34 protein-coding genes are annotated in these 19486 nt (G+C 47.9%); 12 read left to right on the forward strand and 22 right to left on the reverse strand.

The annotated features are described in order from the left end of the window. Positions 1 to 46 precede the first annotated feature (46 nt). From ACF8D4_RS00320 to ACF8D4_RS00345, 6 genes are all read right to left on the reverse strand, one after another. On the reverse strand, positions 47 to 871 hold the full coding sequence (locus ACF8D4_RS00320; RefSeq protein WP_392468050.1) for a hypothetical protein: 825 nt from the start codon (positions 869 to 871) through the stop codon (positions 47 to 49). Further along, positions 868 to 1833 carry an AAA family ATPase gene (locus ACF8D4_RS00325; protein ID WP_004748859.1) on the reverse strand — a complete coding sequence of 322 codons (966 nt, stop codon included), beginning with the start codon at positions 1831 to 1833 and terminating at the stop codon, positions 868 to 870. Before ACF8D4_RS00325 ends, ACF8D4_RS00320 begins: the two co-directional genes overlap by 4 nt. A 375-nt stretch (positions 1834 to 2208) precedes the next feature. Further along, a complete protein-coding gene (locus ACF8D4_RS00330; protein ID WP_392468053.1) occupies positions 2209 to 2463 on the reverse strand; it encodes a hypothetical protein in 255 nt (84 codons plus the stop codon). A gap of 239 nt (positions 2464 to 2702) precedes the next feature. Beyond that, entirely contained in the window at positions 2703 to 3707 is a 1005-nt protein-coding gene (locus ACF8D4_RS00335) for a YqaJ viral recombinase family protein (protein WP_392468056.1), read from the reverse strand. A gap of 83 nt (positions 3708 to 3790) precedes the next feature. Further along, positions 3791 to 4132, reverse strand: a complete 342-nt coding sequence (locus ACF8D4_RS00340) for a hypothetical protein (RefSeq protein WP_004748856.1) — start codon at positions 4130 to 4132, stop codon at positions 3791 to 3793. A 79-nt stretch (positions 4133 to 4211) separates the two neighbouring features. Then, positions 4212 to 5183 carry a recombinase RecT gene (locus tag ACF8D4_RS00345; protein WP_392468059.1) on the reverse strand — a complete coding sequence of 324 codons (972 nt, stop codon included), beginning with the start codon at positions 5181 to 5183 and terminating at the stop codon, positions 4212 to 4214. Between the two features lie 62 nt (positions 5184 to 5245). On the opposite strand from ACF8D4_RS00345, the gene ACF8D4_RS00350 reads away from it, so the two are divergent. Next, a complete protein-coding gene (locus ACF8D4_RS00350; RefSeq protein ID WP_392468062.1) occupies positions 5246 to 5566 on the forward strand; it encodes a hypothetical protein in 321 nt (106 codons plus the stop codon). Here ACF8D4_RS00350 and ACF8D4_RS00355 read toward each other — a convergent pair. The 4 genes from ACF8D4_RS00355 to ACF8D4_RS00370 form a co-directional block, all read right to left on the reverse strand. Beyond that, positions 5553 to 5744 carry a hypothetical protein gene (locus ACF8D4_RS00355; protein ID WP_004748853.1) on the reverse strand — a complete coding sequence of 64 codons (192 nt, stop codon included), beginning with the start codon at positions 5742 to 5744 and terminating at the stop codon, positions 5553 to 5555. The two genes, ACF8D4_RS00350 and ACF8D4_RS00355, sit on opposite strands and share 14 nt — an antisense overlap. Positions 5745 to 5831: 87 nt before the next feature. Next, positions 5832 to 6305: a single-stranded DNA-binding protein gene (gene ssb, locus ACF8D4_RS00360; protein ID WP_004748852.1), complete on the reverse strand. Its 474-nt coding sequence runs from the start codon at positions 6303 to 6305 to the stop codon at positions 5832 to 5834. Between the two features lie 10 nt (positions 6306 to 6315). Then, on the reverse strand, positions 6316 to 6654 hold the full coding sequence (locus tag ACF8D4_RS00365; RefSeq protein ID WP_004748851.1) for a hypothetical protein: 339 nt from the start codon (positions 6652 to 6654) through the stop codon (positions 6316 to 6318). Between the two features lie 11 nt (positions 6655 to 6665). Continuing rightward, entirely contained in the window at positions 6666 to 6902 is a 237-nt protein-coding gene (locus ACF8D4_RS00370; protein WP_004748850.1) for a hypothetical protein, read from the reverse strand. A 539-nt stretch (positions 6903 to 7441) separates the two neighbouring features. Between ACF8D4_RS00370 and ACF8D4_RS00375 the strand changes: the two genes are divergently transcribed. Genes ACF8D4_RS00375 through ACF8D4_RS00385 form a run of 3 tightly spaced genes read left to right on the forward strand, consistent with a single transcriptional unit; the run spans position 7442 to position 9798 of the window. Continuing rightward, positions 7442 to 8881: a fused MFS/spermidine synthase gene (locus tag ACF8D4_RS00375; protein WP_392468066.1), complete on the forward strand. Its 1440-nt coding sequence runs from the start codon at positions 7442 to 7444 to the stop codon at positions 8879 to 8881. After that, complete coding sequence (locus tag ACF8D4_RS00380) at positions 8871 to 9287, forward strand: CFI-box-CTERM domain-containing protein (protein ID WP_004748847.1); 417 nt, start codon at positions 8871 to 8873, stop codon at positions 9285 to 9287. The genes ACF8D4_RS00375 and ACF8D4_RS00380 overlap by 11 nt, the downstream gene beginning before the upstream one ends. Then, positions 9280 to 9798, forward strand: a complete 519-nt coding sequence (locus ACF8D4_RS00385; RefSeq protein ID WP_004748846.1) for a PD-(D/E)XK nuclease family protein — start codon at positions 9280 to 9282, stop codon at positions 9796 to 9798. The genes ACF8D4_RS00380 and ACF8D4_RS00385 overlap by 8 nt, the downstream gene beginning before the upstream one ends. Positions 9799 to 10064: 266 nt before the next feature. Here ACF8D4_RS00385 and ACF8D4_RS00390 read toward each other — a convergent pair whose 3' ends face one another. The 12 genes from ACF8D4_RS00390 to ACF8D4_RS00445 form a co-directional block, all read right to left on the reverse strand. Then, positions 10065 to 10406, reverse strand: a complete 342-nt coding sequence (locus tag ACF8D4_RS00390; RefSeq protein ID WP_004748844.1) for a response regulator — start codon at positions 10404 to 10406, stop codon at positions 10065 to 10067. Positions 10407 to 10417: 11 nt separating this feature from the next. After that, entirely contained in the window at positions 10418 to 10687 is a 270-nt protein-coding gene (locus tag ACF8D4_RS00395; protein ID WP_392468068.1) for a hypothetical protein, read from the reverse strand. Between the two features lie 44 nt (positions 10688 to 10731). Beyond that, a complete protein-coding gene (locus tag ACF8D4_RS00400; protein ID WP_392468070.1) occupies positions 10732 to 11469 on the reverse strand; it encodes a hypothetical protein in 738 nt (245 codons plus the stop codon). Positions 11470 to 11500: 31 nt separating this feature from the next. Continuing rightward, positions 11501 to 11752: a hypothetical protein gene (locus ACF8D4_RS00405; protein ID WP_392468072.1), complete on the reverse strand. Its 252-nt coding sequence runs from the start codon at positions 11750 to 11752 to the stop codon at positions 11501 to 11503. After that, positions 11745 to 12131: a hypothetical protein gene (locus ACF8D4_RS00410; RefSeq protein WP_004748840.1), complete on the reverse strand. Its 387-nt coding sequence runs from the start codon at positions 12129 to 12131 to the stop codon at positions 11745 to 11747. The genes ACF8D4_RS00405 and ACF8D4_RS00410 overlap by 8 nt, the downstream gene beginning before the upstream one ends. Further along, positions 12128 to 12370, reverse strand: coding sequence for a hypothetical protein (locus ACF8D4_RS00415; protein ID WP_392468075.1), 243 nt, complete (start codon positions 12368 to 12370; stop codon positions 12128 to 12130). The genes ACF8D4_RS00410 and ACF8D4_RS00415 overlap by 4 nt, the downstream gene beginning before the upstream one ends. A 12-nt stretch (positions 12371 to 12382) precedes the next feature. Continuing rightward, positions 12383 to 12568 carry a hypothetical protein gene (locus ACF8D4_RS00420; RefSeq protein WP_004748838.1) on the reverse strand — a complete coding sequence of 62 codons (186 nt, stop codon included), beginning with the start codon at positions 12566 to 12568 and terminating at the stop codon, positions 12383 to 12385. Positions 12569 to 12720: 152 nt separating this feature from the next. Further along, positions 12721 to 14421 (reverse strand): DUF4942 domain-containing protein, encoded by a 1701-nt coding sequence (locus ACF8D4_RS00425; RefSeq protein WP_392468077.1) that lies wholly within the window; start codon positions 14419 to 14421, stop codon positions 12721 to 12723. An 11-nt stretch (positions 14422 to 14432) separates the two neighbouring features. Continuing rightward, the gene (locus ACF8D4_RS00430) at positions 14433 to 14639 is read right to left on the reverse strand and encodes a hypothetical protein (RefSeq protein WP_004748836.1); all 207 of its coding nucleotides are present in this window, start codon (positions 14637 to 14639) and stop codon (positions 14433 to 14435) included. A gap of 88 nt (positions 14640 to 14727) precedes the next feature. Further along, a complete protein-coding gene (locus ACF8D4_RS00435) occupies positions 14728 to 15108 on the reverse strand; it encodes a hypothetical protein (protein ID WP_004748835.1) in 381 nt (126 codons plus the stop codon). Continuing rightward, positions 15092 to 15361 (reverse strand): hypothetical protein, encoded by a 270-nt coding sequence (locus ACF8D4_RS00440; RefSeq protein WP_004748834.1) that lies wholly within the window; start codon positions 15359 to 15361, stop codon positions 15092 to 15094. The genes ACF8D4_RS00435 and ACF8D4_RS00440 overlap by 17 nt, the downstream gene beginning before the upstream one ends. A 70-nt stretch (positions 15362 to 15431) precedes the next feature. Then, on the reverse strand, positions 15432 to 15827 hold the full coding sequence (locus ACF8D4_RS00445) for a hypothetical protein (RefSeq protein WP_392468081.1): 396 nt from the start codon (positions 15825 to 15827) through the stop codon (positions 15432 to 15434). 111 nt (positions 15828 to 15938) lie between these two features. On the opposite strand from ACF8D4_RS00445, the gene ACF8D4_RS00450 reads away from it, so the two are divergent. The 8 genes from ACF8D4_RS00450 (at position 15939) to ACF8D4_RS00485 (ending at position 19481) form a co-directional block, all read left to right on the forward strand. Then, positions 15939 to 16202 carry a hypothetical protein gene (locus ACF8D4_RS00450; protein WP_392468084.1) on the forward strand — a complete coding sequence of 88 codons (264 nt, stop codon included), beginning with the start codon at positions 15939 to 15941 and terminating at the stop codon, positions 16200 to 16202. A gap of 34 nt (positions 16203 to 16236) precedes the next feature. Beyond that, positions 16237 to 16482, forward strand: a complete 246-nt coding sequence (locus tag ACF8D4_RS00455; RefSeq protein WP_392468085.1) for a hypothetical protein — start codon at positions 16237 to 16239, stop codon at positions 16480 to 16482. A 10-nt stretch (positions 16483 to 16492) separates the two neighbouring features. Next, entirely contained in the window at positions 16493 to 16990 is a 498-nt protein-coding gene (locus ACF8D4_RS00460) for a hypothetical protein (protein WP_392468088.1), read from the forward strand. 9 nt (positions 16991 to 16999) lie between these two features. Beyond that, on the forward strand, positions 17000 to 17446 hold the full coding sequence (locus tag ACF8D4_RS00465; protein WP_392468091.1) for a zinc-finger-containing protein: 447 nt from the start codon (positions 17000 to 17002) through the stop codon (positions 17444 to 17446). 80 nt (positions 17447 to 17526) lie between these two features. Continuing rightward, positions 17527 to 17913 carry a hypothetical protein gene (locus ACF8D4_RS00470; RefSeq protein ID WP_392468094.1) on the forward strand — a complete coding sequence of 129 codons (387 nt, stop codon included), beginning with the start codon at positions 17527 to 17529 and terminating at the stop codon, positions 17911 to 17913. Beyond that, positions 17910 to 18458, forward strand: a complete 549-nt coding sequence (locus ACF8D4_RS00475; RefSeq protein WP_392468096.1) for a hypothetical protein — start codon at positions 17910 to 17912, stop codon at positions 18456 to 18458. Before ACF8D4_RS00470 ends, ACF8D4_RS00475 begins: the two co-directional genes overlap by 4 nt. Before the next feature lie 17 nt (positions 18459 to 18475). Then, positions 18476 to 18907, forward strand: coding sequence for a hypothetical protein (locus ACF8D4_RS00480; protein ID WP_392468099.1), 432 nt, complete (start codon positions 18476 to 18478; stop codon positions 18905 to 18907). A 94-nt stretch (positions 18908 to 19001) separates the two neighbouring features. Further along, a complete protein-coding gene (locus ACF8D4_RS00485; RefSeq protein ID WP_392468101.1) occupies positions 19002 to 19481 on the forward strand; it encodes a hypothetical protein in 480 nt (159 codons plus the stop codon). The last annotated feature ends 5 nt before the right edge of the window (positions 19482 to 19486 follow it).

Genomic DNA, 19486 nt, shown 5'->3' on the forward strand with positions numbered 1-19486 from the left:
AGAGGAGGTTGAGAGTAGGACGGTTGCCCATCCAAGTTGGCGACAGTCAGAAAAACGCGGCCTTTGTCTCTGTACGGATAACCGTCAGATCAATCGGAGCGTCAATACATCCCATCGCAATTGCTAATGGCTTGATGCCAGTTACTGAGGTGTAGTGAGAAAGGTTATGCTGTCTGGCTACGCCATCGACATATTCCTTCCAATCACCACTTGTCCGGTTCCCAAACCATCCGTTGTGTTCAAACAACCCAATGGCATAGGAACGAACATAGTCCTCAATGTCCGCAAACCTCTCAGGGAGAAGCTCACTTCCATCATTAGCAATCTGCATGATTTCCGTAGATAGCGGAGAACCAGCAACATCATTTAGGTAACGGCGTAAACCAAACAACAGCAGAAGGGCCAAAGGCCCCTCCGTGTAGTCAGCACCACCGCTCTTTTTTCCGGCATATAACGCTTTGTAAGTCGGAAGCTGAATTAACCGCTCTAACTCCTCATTGCTATGCTCGGAAACCAGTTGAATAGTGATATTCAGATAGTCACGAATCACATTCACAGGAACCTGATTGGACACCCGGTACCACAAGGCATCAGGTAACTCTTCGGATTCTTCAGTTGCCTGAAGAAAAGGAACAACCACGCTGTTTTCAACATCAATAGTGACGTTTTCCACTTCGCGATAGCCCTTATCCAGCTTGCTTTGCATTAAAGACGACCATGTTTTATAGCCAACTTTTTTGCTTTGCAGCTTGGTTCCGCGTCTACCAAACCAAACGGTGTGCGAGTTATCCGCATTCGCTACTTTGTTGATAGCCCAAATCTTATCGGAGCTGCCATCCTGGTAATGAAGTACGACGAAATCATTGCTCATGCTGCCTCTCCCTGTTGCCAGGTTGAGCCAAACACGTCTCTAGCAATTTGCTCGATCGCAATCTTCTGTTCAGGTTCAGCCTTTGCGAGCAACGACTGATTCAAAGCATAAGCGAGCGCGTTAGGCGCATTGCGAAACACCAGGGTTAACTTTGCCCACCGGCACAAGGCACGAGTAGACATCGTAATGGTCAACGGCGTAGCCGATTCCTCTCCACCAATGAACAGCCTCCGGATCTGGTTCGCAACGCGAATCATGTTCCGACGGATTTCTTCGGGAAGCTCTGGTGTTTTCTTTTGGAGGATCATCATTTCGACATCCTCGGTTGGATAATCAACTTCGACCACCCTGAATCGATCCATAAAGGCTATATCCAATTGGTTAACGCCTTGATACAGCCCGGTACTGTCTCCAGATCCCATGCTGTTGCCATTGGCAATGAATCGAAAGTTTTCATGTGCGCGAATCACCTCTCCTCCATTGGTTGCAATAACCAAGGGATGCCCTTCAAGGACATCATGCAGACCAGCAAGCTGACCAGGATCGGCGCGGTCGATTTCGTTCAATATGAACAAGTGACCTTCACGCATGGCAACGGCTAGGGGTCCATGCAGGAATTGCATGGTGCCGTTGACCAGTTTCCAGGTACCTACCAGATCATCAAACTCCATACGACTGTGAGCCGTGAAGGACTGAACTGGCCAGCAAAGCCGAGCGGCTACCTGGTAGGGCAAGGTTGTTTTACCGGCACCATAGTGACCGGAAAAATACAAACCATCGCCATCGGGGTCATCCAGAAAACTCAGGATGTCGCGCAAGGTTTCCCGACGAAACACATAGCCATCATCGCGGTTAGGCACATGAGGATTCTGTGTGTCAGCAAAGCCTGCTGTGATGACCTCAGCGGGTACATCAAGGTTGAAAGTAGTGCGAACAGCTAAAGCTTGATCACGATGTGTCATGGATGTGCTCCTATTACATTATGTTGAGGTATAAGTCACCCCAGCCAGAAGCACACCGACCACCCAGTAGGTGATGATGGCCTACTGGCGTGGTAAGACTTTAAATGTTGAGTAGGGATATACAGCCGCAGCCGTCGTGTCCGTTTCAATATCCGGAATAGACACTTATTTTGTCGTGCGAGCACGATCAAAATTCTGTGAAGACGATTTCGCCTTTCTTATAGCCACTCCGTTTCCAGAATGGACATAAGGAAGGCAGATACTCAACGTATCCGCCTCGCCTCACATAGAGTAGTAAGGCGCAATACAAGATGCAGATTCTGATGACAGGCTGCATCTCTATGCATGTATTGCCCACTTCCTTCGGAGCTGCCATTAAGCAGCCGACCGAAATACGAAACCATTCTCTGTGCTGTAGATTTCTTCAATGATTTCATCTTTAGCAACTTTCATCTGGTAGTCGTGATAGATACATATTCCATGACGCTTTGTGCGCACCACGGTCATATGGCAACCGCCGCATTCTGACATTTTGTCGGCTTGCGCGATCGCAACCGAAACGGCGGATTCTATTCGAGCACCAGCAACTGATTGCTGTACTTGTTCTTCAGTCATTACGAAATGTGTCATAGCGAATCTCCTAAATTTGATTGAATTTGAAGCCCACAGGCTCCCTAAAACGCTCTCAGCGAAAACGCTTTAGGGAAGCCTGCGAACCTCGCCTCCAATCAGGAGTACCCGCTATGTTTGGCTCCCTTGCTTACGGGCAAGAAAGCCGGAATTCTTGTCTGGTGTCCGATGGTGGACAAGTCAAATATTTGTACCCTGGGGCTACAAGCTCCCCAGGGCATCACACTTAAATTCACATATCAGAAGTAAGCAGATTTCACCGTAGTCACAACCTCACCAACATCCGTATTAACGAGTTCATCTTCAGACCTGCTGAAGCGAGACTCCTCACGAGACGCTTTGCGGTAGGACTCCAGTTCATCGGTTAGGTCTTTATCTGGGAACGTGTCCTTCAGATAAGCGCCATAATCGATACTGCCCTTCTTCATGAATCGGGTAACTTTCACGCCACCAATGTCCGCCTGCATAAACGGACCCATCAACGTGATCATTGCCTTCTGAATCCCCTTCTGCTCTTTTTCAAGAACTTTCAGTTCATCTTTAAGTGCTTGTATGCGATGGTGCTGCGTGCGCCATGCATCAGCATACGCATCCCACTTGAACTGCTGATCTCCAGATTCCGGTATATACCAGTCTCTTTCAGGATCAGGCTCAGGGGGCGTATTGGTTACTACGTGCTCCCAAAAGAGCTTTGCCGCCTCAAGGATTTCATTCTCCCTTTCAGGTGTTAACGTGACAGAAAAATCTAGGTCCTGACCGCCTTCTTTATAAAAAATCAGACGACCGGTTGTCGTCCCAGCAACCGTACATTGAGCATGGACTTGCGCCTCATACAATTTGTACGTACTGGATTCGACACCTTTCTTTTCGATGTCATCCCACACCGATTCACTGGGGGCCTTGAACTCAAATGGTTGCATTGCTGAATCGAGCCCATCAAAGCTCGCACGCAACACATCCCATCGAGCGCATTCCCCACAGAGCGGAAGCAGAACCTCACCATAACGACCTTCGGCCAATTGGCGAGCTTCATCTTCAAGACGAACACCACGTTTTACATTGGGGTTGTTGGATATATCAGGAGCATTAATACGCCCGACTTTTTCCGCCCAAAGCTGCCAACGTGTCTTGTATGGACTGAGCCCAAGGATGATCGGAATATCCGATGCCGTAACTCCCTTAGACCGCCATTGCAACCACTCGTCTGAACGCTGATTAAGATCAACTACTTTCATATTTGACATTACTGATTCCTCTAAATAGAGGTAATGCCATCTCCACTGGAGTAAGCATTACCCCAGTGGGTTGAGTGATAGATTGGTTAATCTCAGGCTGTTAAGGCTTGAGACTGAAGAGCTTTTGTCAGTGTTTTGGTTGAAGCACTGTCAGGTGTACTGCTGACCAGTTGACGACACAGTTGTGCGAACAGGTTTGCGTACAGCTCAGTAGGTAAATCAGCTACCGGAAAAGAAGGGCTTTGGTTCGCTCGCGCTTGCTCAGCCTTATAAATTCCGATGACACACCAGTAATCCGCTTTATCAGCTTCAGTATCTGGAATGTGCTGACCAGCGTGGACAGGGCAGATTTTGAAGGACTCAAAATCACGAAGCTGATCCACATTGTTGAAGTAGAACAGAGTTGTTCTGTAGTTAGAGTTGGAAGTGATCATCGCTATTCCTTGTAAAAAAAGGGGCAATGCACCTCCACTGGAGTAAGCATCACCCCAGCAGGTTGAGTGTTAGTTGAAATTAGGCGTTAATGATTTTCTGCTCGTGCATTTTCGCTTCAGACTCAGCCTTGGCCTTATCCAGTTCGCTATATGCAAAAGACAGTTCAGCAGGATTCTTGATCCGGCTTTCCATTAACTCCCGACACGCTTCAAAAGCATTTTGCTTAACCGCACGGTCTACCAGTTGTTTCACAGTATTCTGTACAGTAAGCGGTACTTCATCACGACTCGGCGGAGGCGGTAACATTCCTACGGTTGCCATATCTTTCGACAGGACGGCGAGGCCTTCTCCATTTTCCTCATTGAGGATCTGGAGAGCTTTAGCCAGTCGAGGCGTAGACTTTGGCCACCATTTGGAAGCACGCTTCACTACCGATTTCAGTTGCATCTGATCTTCCCAATCGACCCAAGGGCCAAGACCTTTCTTGAAGGCCTCTGAGACATCCCGAATCTTGTCCATGTCCGCTTTGGACATAGGTTCGACCAGGACACCCCCAGAAGGAAGTTCCGCGATACAGTAGCCACCTCGAACGGCTCCTCTTTCCGTAGAAAAAGGGTCGCAGAAGTGGTCTGGTTTCTCGGCTGGACCTTTGTAGGTGAACTGATCTTTCTCATAGACAAGTTCAGCCTTGGCCCAGCGAATTGCACCCGTTTCAACACCGATAGTGATCAATCCCCGGTAGGAGATGTCGAGCATCACTTTCGGGTCTTCGTTCTTGCGTAATCGTCGCGGTACCAGATAGGCCAGACCCTGGTTAGGGTTCAGCGTCAATCCGACTGCCGCTACGTTGTACATCGCCAGGCGAAGACTCGATGGGTTTTTCTTGGCGACATCCAGCAAGTAGCTGTTATTCATCAAGAGTTGGGTGGCAAAGATCTGCTCCTGAAAGAAGTCCAGACCGGAACCAGAGAATTTGTCCTTGGCGGACTCAATTGCCTGGTGCCATTGGTTAGTGGGCTTTTGCGCCACTTGGTTTTGCGGTTGATTCATAGGATTGCTCCAGGTTGCTAGTTGAGTATGTGAGGTATAATGACCCCAGGAGGTATTGAGATATGCAAACCCAAGACTACATCGTGGATGACCAAGGTAATTTCAGGTTTACAAGGGTTGGTCTCGACAATCAGGCTCCGTTACTGGCAAAAGCCGGTATCGATGCCAAAGCTATCAAGACGTATGCGGAGTACATCCAGGCAAGACAGGCGGCGATCCCGTACTTTATGGAGTATCTGCAAGAGGAGACCGATAAACGATTGAAAGGCAAGCCTGACACATTAGAGTGGCAAGCAATACGATCCATCGCTTTTGGTACTCCGGAAGAGCAAGACCAGTTGCTCGAAAAGTTAAAACGCAAACAAAGCTTTAAGCTTGTTTAGCTTCTCTTCGGGCATTAATTTCTTCGATGATTTTGGCGCGAAGCCATTTCAACGATGAAACCTGTTCTTTGTCGGTGAGCATACTGAGCATATCTTTCGACGTGTTCAGCATGTGCTGAAGTTGTTCATCGCTCGCTGTCTCCAGCCAGAAATAAACCTCTTTTCGTGAAAAGCCCATAGTCATTCTCCATAGAGAAAATGATGGGGCTTACCCTGTAGGGGAAAGTCCCCATCAGGGTGAAACAAGCGTTAAATCAGTTCCGGGCTAGAACGGAATGTCCATGTCATCGAACGAGTCGAATGATGGTCCCTGAGCCATGAACTCCTGACCGACAGCTTGTGCCATTGGTTGTGATGATTGTCGCTGAGGAGCCTGCTGTTGTGCAGGTGCAGCTTGACCATCTCGGTTGTAGTAGCGAGGCAGTTTCTTCGGAAAATCATTCACCACAATTTCAGTGGTATAACGATCGGTACCGCTTTGATCCTGCCATTTGCGCGTGCGCAATTCGCCTTCTACTTGAATGAGATCTCCAGGCTCAAGCTTGTTGTTCACATGCTCGGCGCACTGGTTGAATGAGACCAAACGGTGCCATTCAGTATGCTCATTCCAATCGCCGGTTTGCTTGTCCTTAAAGGACTTCGTTGTTGCCAACGAGTATTGCGCGACCGGCTTTTGTGTTTTGGTGTAACCCAATTGCTTTTGACCTACACGGCCAATAAGAATGACTTTCTGATACATGATGTATCTCCTATTTAGTCTGTTGTGGAGGATGTTCAATCAGTACAGGTTGGCGCTTTCCTGATTGAAGGAGGTTGTTGTTACGCATGTGCTGAAGTTCCAGCGGTGTAACAGCGAAGATCGGCTTGATCGTGACTTCTTGAGGCTTGTTCTTCATCAATCGCTTGATGAGGTGTTTGCCTGCAAAGCAGATCAACTTGAAAGCTATCTTGAAAGGCAGCTTTACCAATTTACCAGAGGCTTCCAGAGCTTTATCGCCTACGCGAAATCCAAACTCTATGGCCTGCATGGCAATAACCGACCCAAAGAAGAAAACAAACAGCGCTATGCAAAGCATAATAAGTTCCATTTGTTGTCCCCTTAGTTTGATGAAGTTTTGAAGCTATAACCGTGGTCCGTGTCGTACACGATCTCGGCAATATCATCCCTCATCAGAACAGAGAATTCCGGCAGAACCAGAACATCACCTGCTGTAGTTACGCACACTTTGAAATTGCCCATATGAGCTTTTTCATTTGCTTTTGCGATAGCCTGCTGAACATCGTTCTTAGGACTTCCGGAAAGCTGCTGATGCGCATTGAAATCGAAGTTATACATAAAGTGTCTCCAATTAATTGGTTGAGTATTTAGCCAAAACGCCGCAGCGTTCGTACCCGTTTCATGGCTAGATTGGGGGTACTTATCAGGTGCCATTGTCAAAACAACAACAGCAACAAGATTCGGAGACACACGAAGGTGGTTTAGGGCTGTTCTCTATGGACGTGCAGAGAACACGCCTAAACGCCCTGGAAAAAGGTGTGAAACGAAATGGTTGGAGTAAAAGGTGAAAACCTTGAAGGTAAAATGCTTGGCGCTTTAGGAGGTAGACTTGATGTTGATACAGCCGTGAATGCTACGGCAGAGGAAGGTTGTTCAGTTGGAGCCAAGCTTTTCAGCTCGGTGCCGTCTATGTGACTCGATAAGGCACCTTTGATTGAAATATGGACGCTATACGACCACACGATAAAAGTTACATCAAATATCCACTCTTCGCAAGGCTTTAAAGGGACCCCACCCTTTGACCCATTTATTGCGGCATTTGAGTCCTCTTCTCGTTATGTTGAACATCAATAATTATTTATTTAGTGGTGTTTTATATGACGACCAAGCGGAAAGCTGCTCTCATCCTGCTCCTTGAGGGGCTGGCCAGCTCCGGATTGCAGATGATCACCATCCGCCAGACAGTACCCTTCGTTGGCAGCTCGGTGCTTTGCACTTCAATCATCATCAGTTGTTTCCTGGGTGCTCTGGCATTGGGTTACTACTGGGGTGGCCAACAGGCTTCTGAGCGGTATGCCAAGTCCCTGGTAATGAACCTGGTTGGTAGCATCGCCCTGTTTGGTATTGGGCTGTCTTACAGCTTTGTGAGCTTCTTTTTTCTGTCCATCGCAGACATCACCCAAGGAACGCCCTATTTGGGCAATCCCCTGATCCACCTATTCCTGTTCAGCCTGCTTATAATGTCCCCATTGGTGTTTTTTCTTGGGCAAACCGTCCCATTACTGCTCAACACCGCAGACCACGACACCCGCAAGAGCGAAGCCACGGGCAATGCCACGGCGCTAAGTACGATTGGTAACGTGCTTGGATGTTTGATCACATCCTTGCTGCTCATGTACTTCCTTGGAGTTGGGTACTCCATTTTCATCAATTGCCTGATCCTCGCGGTATGCCTCTGTTTCTTGGTTGATTGGAACAACAGCAAAACGAAATATGTGGTTGGTGCAACTTTATCTTTCCTGGTCATCGCGTTCACGCTGAACGTAAAAATCCCAGATCGCTTGTTCGCCGCGACTACCCCCTACTCGAATTTCTACGTTGCAGAGCATCCGGAAGGCAAGCGGTTCATCATCAATCGCAGTAGCGCCTCATTCATCGGGGAAAAGGACAGAAAAGGTTGGCCGTACATTGAGATCATGAAACAGGGCATATTTGCAGATGACATGACCGGGAAGGATATTCTGGTACTCGGTGCCGGGGGCTTCACCCTCTCGGCAGAAGATACTCACGGCGCAAACTTTACCTATCTGGACGTTGACCCAAAGATCAAGCCAATTGCAGAGAAGTATTTCCTTGAGGAACCCATCAAAGGTGAATTCATAGCCCAGGACGCCAGATCCTATCTGCTTACCAGCGAAAAATTATGGGATGTTATTGTCGTGGATCTGTATACCAATGCCGCCACGATACCTATGCACACAGCCACCTTTGAGTTCTTCTCTCTGGTGAGCTCACGTCTCAAACCTGCCGGAAAAGCAGTCCTCAATATCGCAGCCAACCCCCGATTGAACGATGCCTATTCCGTGAATATGGATTTCACCGTCCGCCAGGCATTATCAAGATGCATCACCGACATCACCGGGTACCAGAACGCTCTGGTGAATATCGTTTATTTCTGCTCTAAGCGGTCGAGCATGGACAATGATGCGGTTGCTAGTTTGTATCGAGATGATACAACTAAAGTAACCGTGGACGGCTACGTTTCATCCCTGAACATCAAGAAATGGCAAAGCCGGGAAGACAATCATGGGCAATAGCAGAAAGTCAAAATGGGTGTCCGCCAGCGATGTTGGCAGGGCATCCTATTGCCCTCATTACCTGGAGCTGAAGGAAAAAGGGACCAAACCATCCCAAGAGTCTATCGAAGCCAGGGCTAAGGGAGAGGTCAGTCATGAAGCACTGAATCGTCAAGCTGAAGACCGACGCTGTTTCGTTGCAACTCATCTATACGGGAGCGACCACCCCAATACATGCCTACTGAGGGAATATCGCGACCAAAGGCTCGCTTCTCACACCACAGGCAGGGTTTTCATCACGGTTTACTATGCCATATCCCCTTACCTGGTCATCGCAGCGCGTAAATTACCCTTGATCTCCAGGTTCATGCGGTACTTGGTGGACTGGAATATTCGTCGAATCCAGGAGAGGCATGGGGATGATTGATATTCTGTTGTATGGCCTGCTTGGACTTGCTGCCGCTGCCCTTCTCTACAACTTCATCCGGCGCATTGCTAGGTCCAGAAGCGACCTTGGTATTGAAGGCAAGCTTATTTGGATGGACAAGGGCCGGTCTACAAAGCCCTTCTTTAACCAGGTCTTCGAGGTCCTGGGTAAGCCGGATCTCATGTACAGAGTACGCGGAGGCGTGTTGGCTGTTGAGTATAAAAGCCGTCGCGGCCCAGTATTCACAAGCGATGTGGTGCAAGCAAAGTGTGCCGCTCTTGCAGCGCGTGGAAACGGTTACCAGGTCACGCGGTTGCTTGTTAAGACAGCAACCTCTGAACAATACATCGAGCTGCCGCGTGCAGACAAAGCTCTATTCAATGAGATTAAGGAATACGTAATACTTACCAGGCAAGCTAAAGCCGGTGTAAGGATGAAGGCATGGCCGAATGTAGGAAAGTGCCGTGGCTGTGCATTTAAGTACGATTGCGTTCATGCCCAAAGAAAATAAACCAAACTGGCCTACTCCCGTTCCATCCGGCAGATACGAGCCGGGATTATGTGTTTCTAAGCTATCAGCGCAGCAGAAAAATTCGCTATGGCTACACCTGAAAAGCCAGCACCCTCAGAAAGCGATGGAAATTACGGAAATAATGAACGATCCCATCGTTTCATCACTCATGAGAACGTTCGATGGGTCTTTGGTGATTGAGCGTGAGTTTGTCCCCGAAAGTCTGCTATCCCTTCTTGAATGAGCGTGATCTCAAAGTATTCTCGTTAGATGTAAGGGATAACATCTTCTGGCATGACTGGTTTCTTAATAAACCGAGTAGCGCCAGCGTTCATGGCTTTCTTTTCATTCGATGATCGTGACGACATTGCAAGTACCTTCTGTAACGGATACTCTGCCTTGATTCTCGCAATGACCTTCTCCCCAGACATCACCGGCATTTCCATATCAGTGATTACAAGGTCCGGCTTAACTCTGGCGTACTCTTTAATACCCAAAGCACCATTCTCAGCCCCGTAGACTTCAAAGTGCTCTTCGCCCAATAACGCCCGAAGCGCTTTGATGATCATTTCGTTGTCGTCGATGACTAAGATGGTTTTCTTGGCCATATTCACTACCATCAATGGACAGTGGCATGGTTATAGTTCATAACGAAGCCATATGAACCACCGCCTTTCTGAAACTGAGCGCTCAACTCTCTATTGAGGTTGAGCACCAGCAAGTTGAAGGTTTCAAGCGTCATTCCATCCTGGACGTACCGGATCAAAACATCGATGTCGAGTTGATACCCAGACTCACAGTTGGCAGATACGGTATTAAGCATGACCTCCATTGATTCCTGGAGTAGGTCTTCATCAATACAGCCTGCAATATAGGTCGGTGGCATCATAAGTATTTCTCTCATCATTATTGTTAGTACATCCAGGACAACACTCAGTTAAGCTGAATCGGGTAAACCGCTTCAGTACACATTTCAGGCTCATCTCTCAAACAGGCCTGAAAAATCACATTGGCCGCCTTGGGTATTACATCCAGCCAAGAGCTGGTATCGACAGACAGATCTTTGAATCCATGCAGCTTATCCAGAGGGATACTGGTACAACTGAGAGTACTCTGATTGTCCTGAGCATAAACACATTGAAATGACGCTGTATCAGCACACGCATGTTGAGTGGTACCCGGCAAAGAGCACTCAATGGTGAATAACGTCAGGTCCTCTTCCTGCACCTGGTCATCAGTACTCAAATATACATTGGCATCGTAAAGGTACTGCTCACCTGCACCAATCGTAGTGTTATCTGTATAGTAAACATCCACATTCCAGATCAAACTTACGGTATCGCCGGGACTGAAGTGATTTTCTTCTTCACCAGTGGAAGCAGCTAAGTTAAAGGCCTTTGGCTGCATTGGTTCCGGTGCAAATTCAAATACCAGCTCCGGTGGTTCACTGGGATTTAGGTTACTTGGTGCCTGCGAACCATTGCTTGACGATCCCCCCCCTCCGCCACCACAGGCAGAAAGAATAGAGGCAAGGCTGACCAGAAGTAGGAATCTTGATGTGTTCATGAGCTTCTCCATGCTTAGTTTTGTCCAACGGTATTCTACTGGAGGGACTTTTAGGAGATATAAAAAAAGGGCCACCAGCAGATGACCCTTTTCCAAAATGCTCAATTTCTACATCCTTGTGCCAGCGTGGCTGCGTTTACGGTGCGCTCAATGCCCAGACTGGAATGCTTGATTGTCCAGCAGGGATTGACCTAACTAGCTGTAGCTGTTGGCTCTTAACCAAAGGAACGATCACCTTTCCACCGAAGTCGTCCTCAGTTACGTCCTCCTTTCTCAGACCATTTTTGATGCAGAGGATTCTCATGTAGTCAGAGGTAAACTCCCGCAAATGGCGCTTGGCAATCAAAAGCACCATCGTCTGAAGATGCTCGTATTCCGCCTTATTCATCTGCACCTCCGCCATTCACATTTACTTGCTGATACTGAAGAAGAATCTCTTTACCTATCTGCTCTGCTTCAATCGACTTAATTGCCCACAGTCCACGGGACAGGACGGGTTCTGCCAGATCAAGAAACGCCGGTACAAACTCCCAATCAAACGGATCTTGGTATTCGTCTTTGACGACATTGTATGCAGCCTCGACCGCTGGAGCCAATATATGGAGTACGATAGACCGCATCTCACACGCGCCGACTTCTTCCCGCTTCTGCGAATACACGTCATCGCAGTCTTTGCCGGACATACGCTCCAGTAGAGCTTCCCAGATACACATTGCTGTAAGCGCCGTTTCTTCCTCTACCGAAGAGAAGGCTGTTTGGGTATTCATTCCTGATTATCCTCCTGACCACTGCTTGAAACAGCACTGTTGCCATCAGAACCGGATATAGTGATTCTGATACTGGCTTTACCGTTCGAATCCTTCGTGGCAGCGCTTTTAAGGCGAGCAATAAGATAGGGGTTATCAATTTGCTGGTAAGTATGAGCCCCATCTTCGGTAGGGATGCAAAGCATAAGTCTTCCCCGCTCGACCGTGAGAAGGCTTATGTTCTTAATTACAATATCCATGAAAGCCACCGTTTAGTTTGAAGATGTCATCTCAAAGAAATTAAGCCGGTGCTGTTTAAGAGCTTCCCTTGCCTCCTTGACCTGACGATTAATCTCCAGTTTGTCCGATAACATATCCGCGCTTTTCATCTTATTGACCAGACGGGTTATCCTGCCTTTGAGATTGATTTCTTGTCGCTTCCACATTTGTTCGGTCATATCGATTACCTGTCAGAAAGAAAAATGGCCCCCGAAGGGGCCTACCTCACTCAACACACTCACAAGGAGCACTCAACATCTTTGTTACTTTCAATCTCTCATGTCTTTCTGAACCAGCAACCCCTTAAATCCACTTTTTTGCATTTATTCGATCAAGAGGCCTTCAGCAGTGGTATTTGCCTTTCATCATCGCGTTGATCTGTAATTGCATTGCTTCCGTCAAAATCAATTCCCAGCCTCTCCAAAGCCATCTCATGCTGCTCCAGCAGCTTGGTGGCTTCCCTCTCCTTTTCACCATCGCTGCCGTGATTCAGCCGCCACGAATTCAGTCTACTTAGGTCCATTCGACGGGTAACCGCCTCGGCCTTGTCGTACTGTTCCCAGAAACCTGTTGAACCATCCTGATCGCTCTGAGGCAACCACGCCCTATGTTTGCCGACAATGCGGTTTAATCTGTCGATAAGGTCCTTGCGTCTCGGAAAGATATGAAATGTCCCAGCTTTCGGATAAAAGCGAATGTCGAAATAGTCACTTGAACACCGTTCTCCACTGCTTAGCTCTTTGTACTTGTCGCCAAACAGGTTCACGACACCATAAGGTGTTGTGTGATGCTGCCCGTCCAGCATGGCAAACACTTTATCGAAGTCTGTGAACATCTGTTGATCATCCCATGCCAAACTGTTTGACCATGAGTAGTAGTCTCTGCGATTGGCGGGGATAATGAACCTCGTCATGAGAACGCGGTAGGCGTTGACCCTATGTTTCTGGTTTGACTTCCAACCCTGATAGTAGGCTCGGTTTTCCGGATGATACTTGCTGATCATGTCGAAAACGTCGCAGATCATTTCTATCTGAATGGTTCCTTGTTGTTCCACCAACCCTTGCAGGAAGCCGTAGATATTCTCGACCGTGAATTCAAGGTCACAGATGGACGCAAACTCACTTTCCAAGCGTTTCTGTGCCTGACTTGAAAGTCTATCCAGGACTTCCGTTGAGCGGAGTACGGATGACCACGCCCGCTCCTTCAGCTTTAGATAGGCTTCATTCAGTTCGCTAGTTACGCTTTTTACGCAACTTTCAGAATCATGACAGTTGGTCGTTTCATCAGTAATCGAGCGTCCTAACATATTGGCGTAATAATTGGCGCGTGCGTTCGCTTTAGCCGCGCTTCTGGCAGCCTCAACAGCACATTCAAACGCAATGACCATGTTCTGTATTTTTGACTTGGGCACGACCAAATCTTTAGGTACCTCGATGTCATCGGCTCTTATTCCCTCCTCAACCTTTTCCTTCTTGAGGTTGTCTATGAACTCCGCTTTGAAATTGGATTCCTTCTCAAGATGGATAATGGCTACTTCTACCGGTGTCTTTCGCTGTGTATCCGGTGACAGGAATGCTTCAGAAACGAATTCAACAGATCCGTGCTGCTCGATGATGTCTACCAGGAAACGACGCTCTTTTGTATACGGATTGCGTATCGTCTCCGCATTCAGAATGGCCACTAACTCCCCGTGGAACAGAAGATTCCATGCGTGAAGGACATGCTGAACACCGGAAGCAAATGGCGGATTCATCAGAATATGGCTGTAAAGACAGGCTCCCCGGTATGACAAAAAATCATGGCCAACGATTCGGTATTTCTTCTCCCGAAGAATTGCCTGATTATTAAAATCAATCTCACAACAATCCACCTCAACCTTGCTGTAGCGTCCCGATGCAAGCTCATGCACCACGTCCACAAGATCTCCACGTCCAGCTTGTGGTTCCAGTAGTCGCGTGATTCTCCGGTTCTTGAACTTATTGAAGGCCTTAACTCCAAGCGATACGGGTGTAGGGTAAAACTGGTTATCCATGCTCACCCCCTTTAAAGCTGCCGCATAATGTGATCAATCATCGCCGGCCTGCCGTGATGATGGCCTATTGTTGATAGGCCAGCCTTCCAGACGGTTTCGTCAAATTGGTCGCGTGGGAGAGTACGCAGCAGATCAACAACCCCCTTCTTATCCCTGGCTTCGATAAGCTCCGATAGTGTTCTTGGGATTGTGGTTTCTAAATCAGGAAAGAGATCCATAGTCTTCGCCTCGTGAAATATATTCGCCTTTTCATCGAATATCTCACGGGTTTCCTAACTAGCAACTATCGAGGATTCGGGCGGTTTTCTATATTTTCGCTTTTTGCGGATCGACGTTAAGCTGGTCTTTTCCGATGGTCAGTTCCAGGGCGGAATCGTAATGGTCTTCAGATATTACGCCCATTCTCGTAGCAACCTGTACCATCACAGTGTCACGTCCATATTTTCTGGCAACGGCAGCAGCTCCTGGGCACTGGCAAACATCTGTAGGATGATAGTTTCCTTCCTCATCAAAGTTTCGCCCGTCCTCCCTGTAAACCGTCTTATGGCAATGAAACGTCATGTCTTGGCCGGACAATAGGCCTTCAATGATTTCCTCCCTTCTACCGGGCTCCAAGTGAATAGCGCTCTCATCATTACGGAAAGGACAATTGGCGCATGGTTTGGTCAACTTAAATTGATTTTTCATCCGTCCTCTCCTCACTCAGTACAGCAGTTGCATATTTTGATAATTCAAGATGGTTCTTGTGGATACCCTCCAGGCACCTGCACAGCACCTCATAGGACACCTTTGTTTCAACACCGTCTACTGCGTGCTGGCTTAGTATGGGTAAACGCTCCACTGCCCTCAATAAACAGACGATGTGGTCTTTTTCAATATCGCTAAGCTGCCTTCGATTGCCTACACCTGGCGGCTGAGCAATGTACTCTACCATTGCCATCTCGAAACCTCGCCGATACCCGAATTGTTAGTTGTTACTCGAATATCTCACGGGATTCTGATCCAGCAACTCATTCAAGACAGTCGTGCAAAGTCATTAAAGCCCAATGACGTACAACACCACCAGATCTTAGATACATGATGCACTGACCATTTTTAAGGGAATCTGTGTCGCCTTCTAAGGTAAATGCTTGCCCTCTCTGGTCAGCTACAAACGCCACTGTTGAAGTGATTCCCAGAGCAGCACCAGGACTGAATTGATATTGGCTGATAGTCTGGCCATTGAATGTTAATTGTATGTTGAATCGGCCATCGATGATCGGTTGGTAGCGTCCCGCATAGAAGGAGCGGTCTTGAACCAGGCGGACCAGGGAGAAAGATACCTGTTCTTGTTCTGACGCTCGCGCACCTAAACATGCGCCACTGACAAGCACCATAAAAACAAGCTGTAGCCAGCAGACCTTCACTATATGCCCTCCCTAATCCTTGGTTGATTTCCCCAAAATACTGACTTTTGACCGGAGTTGCTAGTTCAGGTTTCTGGGGTACGTTGGAATCATCAATAGGGAGATGCCGTCATGCACCAAGAGTCAATGTCCATCGTGGAAAGAGGTAATGCCGCGATTGTTAACGCCAGAAATCCAGATACCGTCGTCTTTGAATCGGGAAATGTCTACAAGCTTTACGGCAAGAAGACAGAGAACAAAGTGAAGCGGATCGGAGAACAAGATGCGCCAGATTTTGAGCATTGGGACGACTATCACTTCCAGCGCAGATATAGCTACTTGGGTGAGGTGAAAGTTGTCCGAGTAAAGCGGACGCTGAAATTGCAGTTCAACTGAGCATATTTCCTTCATTCAAAGCAAAGGTAGACAAATGGATAAAGACATATTGGACCGTCTATTAGCGGTACTTGCTGGACAAGCAAAAGCTTCAGCTGAAGATCGCAGGAACCTTCTGCGCGTGGCCACGATGTGTGGCGTAGCGGGGTTATATGAACACTACAAAGAGGACGTTCTTGCGAAGTTCAGCATTGAGCAATTGCAGGAGATTGTTGATACCACCGAGCCTTTCCGTGGTTTCACGGTTGAACATATTTTTCACACCGCACTTTATGCGTAAGGAATCCAACATGAAAAGCCTATTTATATTTTCTTTATTAGCCGTCATCACAGCATTGACTGGCTGCAAGCCCGAAGATTTCCAGGACACTGGCGTGCTGTCCATAGAAGACTTCTACGTTATCGGTAGCAATGACAATGCGCTCGACGAAATCCCAGAAATTGACCCGTATTTCAATGATGGTGAATTTCTTCTATTCATCCGACTTGGTAAGCCGGATCTAGGGTACGAGCTCACCTACTACCTTGGAAATAAACAGTCTACCCAGGACGCCACACCCATTTATCACCTGGACTGCGATGACGACGACCGGTACTGCTATGACGGCGACTACTTCACACTCAGTTGTTATTACCTACCGGACATGACAGGCCAATGCGGAAGCAATAGGTTCAATCTCTCAGAAGCCGTCTTCGCTCTCCCATTCAGCGGCTACATCATTGCTGAGGTCTGCAACAGAGTTCAAAACCAATGCGTGACACGCACCCAACGTGTTGTTTTTCGATAGGTCCCAACTATGCAACCGAAGACACCTTGGAACCCAAGCCTGAAGGCTATGAACCGGGTCAAGAATCCTCTTCCTATCCCATCGGACTGCCAGCATTGCGGCGATACAGTGGAAATTGTTCATCATGATGAGCTTTATGGTCGGTCCTACGGAGACTGGCCTTGGGCATATCGCTGTAAAGGATGTGGCTCTTATGTTGGTATGCACCCATTCACCAACATACCGCTTGGCACCCTCGCAACCACTGAGATGCGTGAAGCAAGGAAGCGCTGTAAATCGCCGTTTGAGGCGCTTTACAAGTCAGGCAGGCTTACCAGAAGTGATGCATATAAGCGTCTAGCAGAGAAACTCGGCATTGAACACGAAGCTTGTCACTTTGGCTGGTTTGATGTGGAAATGTGTCTTAAAGCAGAGCAAGCAGCACGAGAGATATTCATCGAGATTTACCGCTCTTAGCACCTAAGTACAGTTGCTAGTCCGAACTTTCATGAGAGTCTGATTATGAAACAGATTTTACGGAAGCAGAGGACAAAATCATGTGCAAAGAGACCCTGAATAAAACTCTTGCCGAGGCCAATAACAGTACCGGTTACTTTATGCCAGTCTGGGTAATGGATGAGCTGAAAAAGCATATTCCATCCGGCGTGATGAAATGGGCTGAAAACCAATGTCACGCATTTGGAAAAGAGCAGGAGTACCGACTTGAATCGGTTCGCAACCGGCCACCAGTCGGCGCATACGAACTGACATGCTCAAAATGCGGCGGTGACAATGTGGTTAAGGACGCATTCGCATCGTGGGATGTCACTGCTCAGGAATTCGTCCTCTATGCGACATACGATGAATCCTACTGCCATGACTGTGAAGAGTCAGTTTCATTGAATGAATCTGTCATTGCCACCAGCGAGGCTTCGCAATCATGAGTCTCAACGGTGCCTTTGCAGAAGAAGAATCCGTGCAAAGAATACCGATTATCGTGTCTGGCCTCGAAGGCTATGCGGAGAAATCGTGCGGAGGATGGGGCTTCTACGGCAAGTGGGCTTCTCATACTGGCTATCGCCATACGCATGGGTCCGAGCTGGACAAAGAAGGTCTACAGCATGTTGCCGAGGAGCTGTACCGGGAGCAGTCACCTCTCTGCTACCTGATCGGAGACGAACATAAAGAATTTGGTTGGAAGAAGGTCCGAATCAATATGCACGGTCATGTAGAGATTCGACTTCCTCAGTGGGCAGATACTTCAATCAAGGATGCGCTGTCTTGTCTTGGTGTTTGCATGAGCTGCCCAAGTAACTGTTATTGGGTCTTCCCTACAGACGTTGAGTTATACCAAGCAAAGGAGGTGCTGGAACCGCTACTTCAACCAAATACTCGGTTTGCCGACGAGACCGACCTCGCACGCAAGCTTTTAGAAAACTTCCCCTCTTCGGAGTTGGGATTTAGAGAAACACAACTATCTCTTTTTTAACCAGAAGGAACCTTAACATGACAATCGAAACATCTATGATCGTCCGTACCGTACATACCGAAAAGGTGACAGCCCTCTTCGCCTCAACTGACATCGAGATTCTCAACCAGGTATCTGATGACTCCGAAGGTATTACCAAACTACAAATTGGCGGGATTAACTGTCGTGGCGATCTTCGGCTTGAAGTAATTCTCGATCACCTCCGGCAGCAGGGAATCTCATACAGCTATTATTGGCAGGAGCACAACTGCAATCAGGGCGGTGAAAGCCACTATCGCTCCAATGGCAAGGAGGATCAGCACCTCTCCTGGATGGACTATGAGAAGGATGTGGTTAATATTGAAGATGTACGGCAGGCCGTGGCCCAAGGGGAGACAGCCGTTCTTGAGCTGCTAGAGGCCTCGGAAACCCGTTTTACGCCCTGGGATTGGAAAGAGGTGGCCGCTTAATACCCGGAGATTATCCACAGAAATTGGTGGATAACTCTTGGTATAATCTCTGCCATGACGCGAAATATCTGGGTTGGACCCACTTGGTTAGAATATGATCAGATTACAGAACAAATTAACTGATTATCCGTTCAGTCGTCGTGAACGGTTCTACAACGTACTCGGACTGATAATTCTTGCGGTGACAGGGATTGCAGCTCTGATTGCGTATGGCCTGGGTCCACTATTCTCTGGTAAGCCTTGGCAGCTCGTATCACCCTGGCTTCATGTGATCTCCGCCGTCACTGGAGCCTTACTGGTATGGCTGGGTTCAGGCCATGCTATCAAACAGGAGGGAGCCGCAATGGATGCTTCTTTAAAACGGTTTTGGCCGTATCGGGTTTTACGTTGGATAGTAGCCAAGGTGTTTAGCATCATCTGGTTTGTCATCACCGTAATTTTCTTTGCCTGGATCAGGCAAACACCATCAAGCTCACCAGGAGCGTATGACCAACGGGAGCGAAATGCTGATGACATCTGGGATGGACATCCGAAACACTATTATGACAATGATCCACCAAAGCCGTTTTCATAAATCAG

The organism is Shewanella sp. YQ_9 (genome assembly GCF_043103185.1).
GTDB classification, from domain to species: Bacteria; Pseudomonadota; Gammaproteobacteria; order Enterobacterales; family Shewanellaceae; genus Shewanella; species Shewanella algae.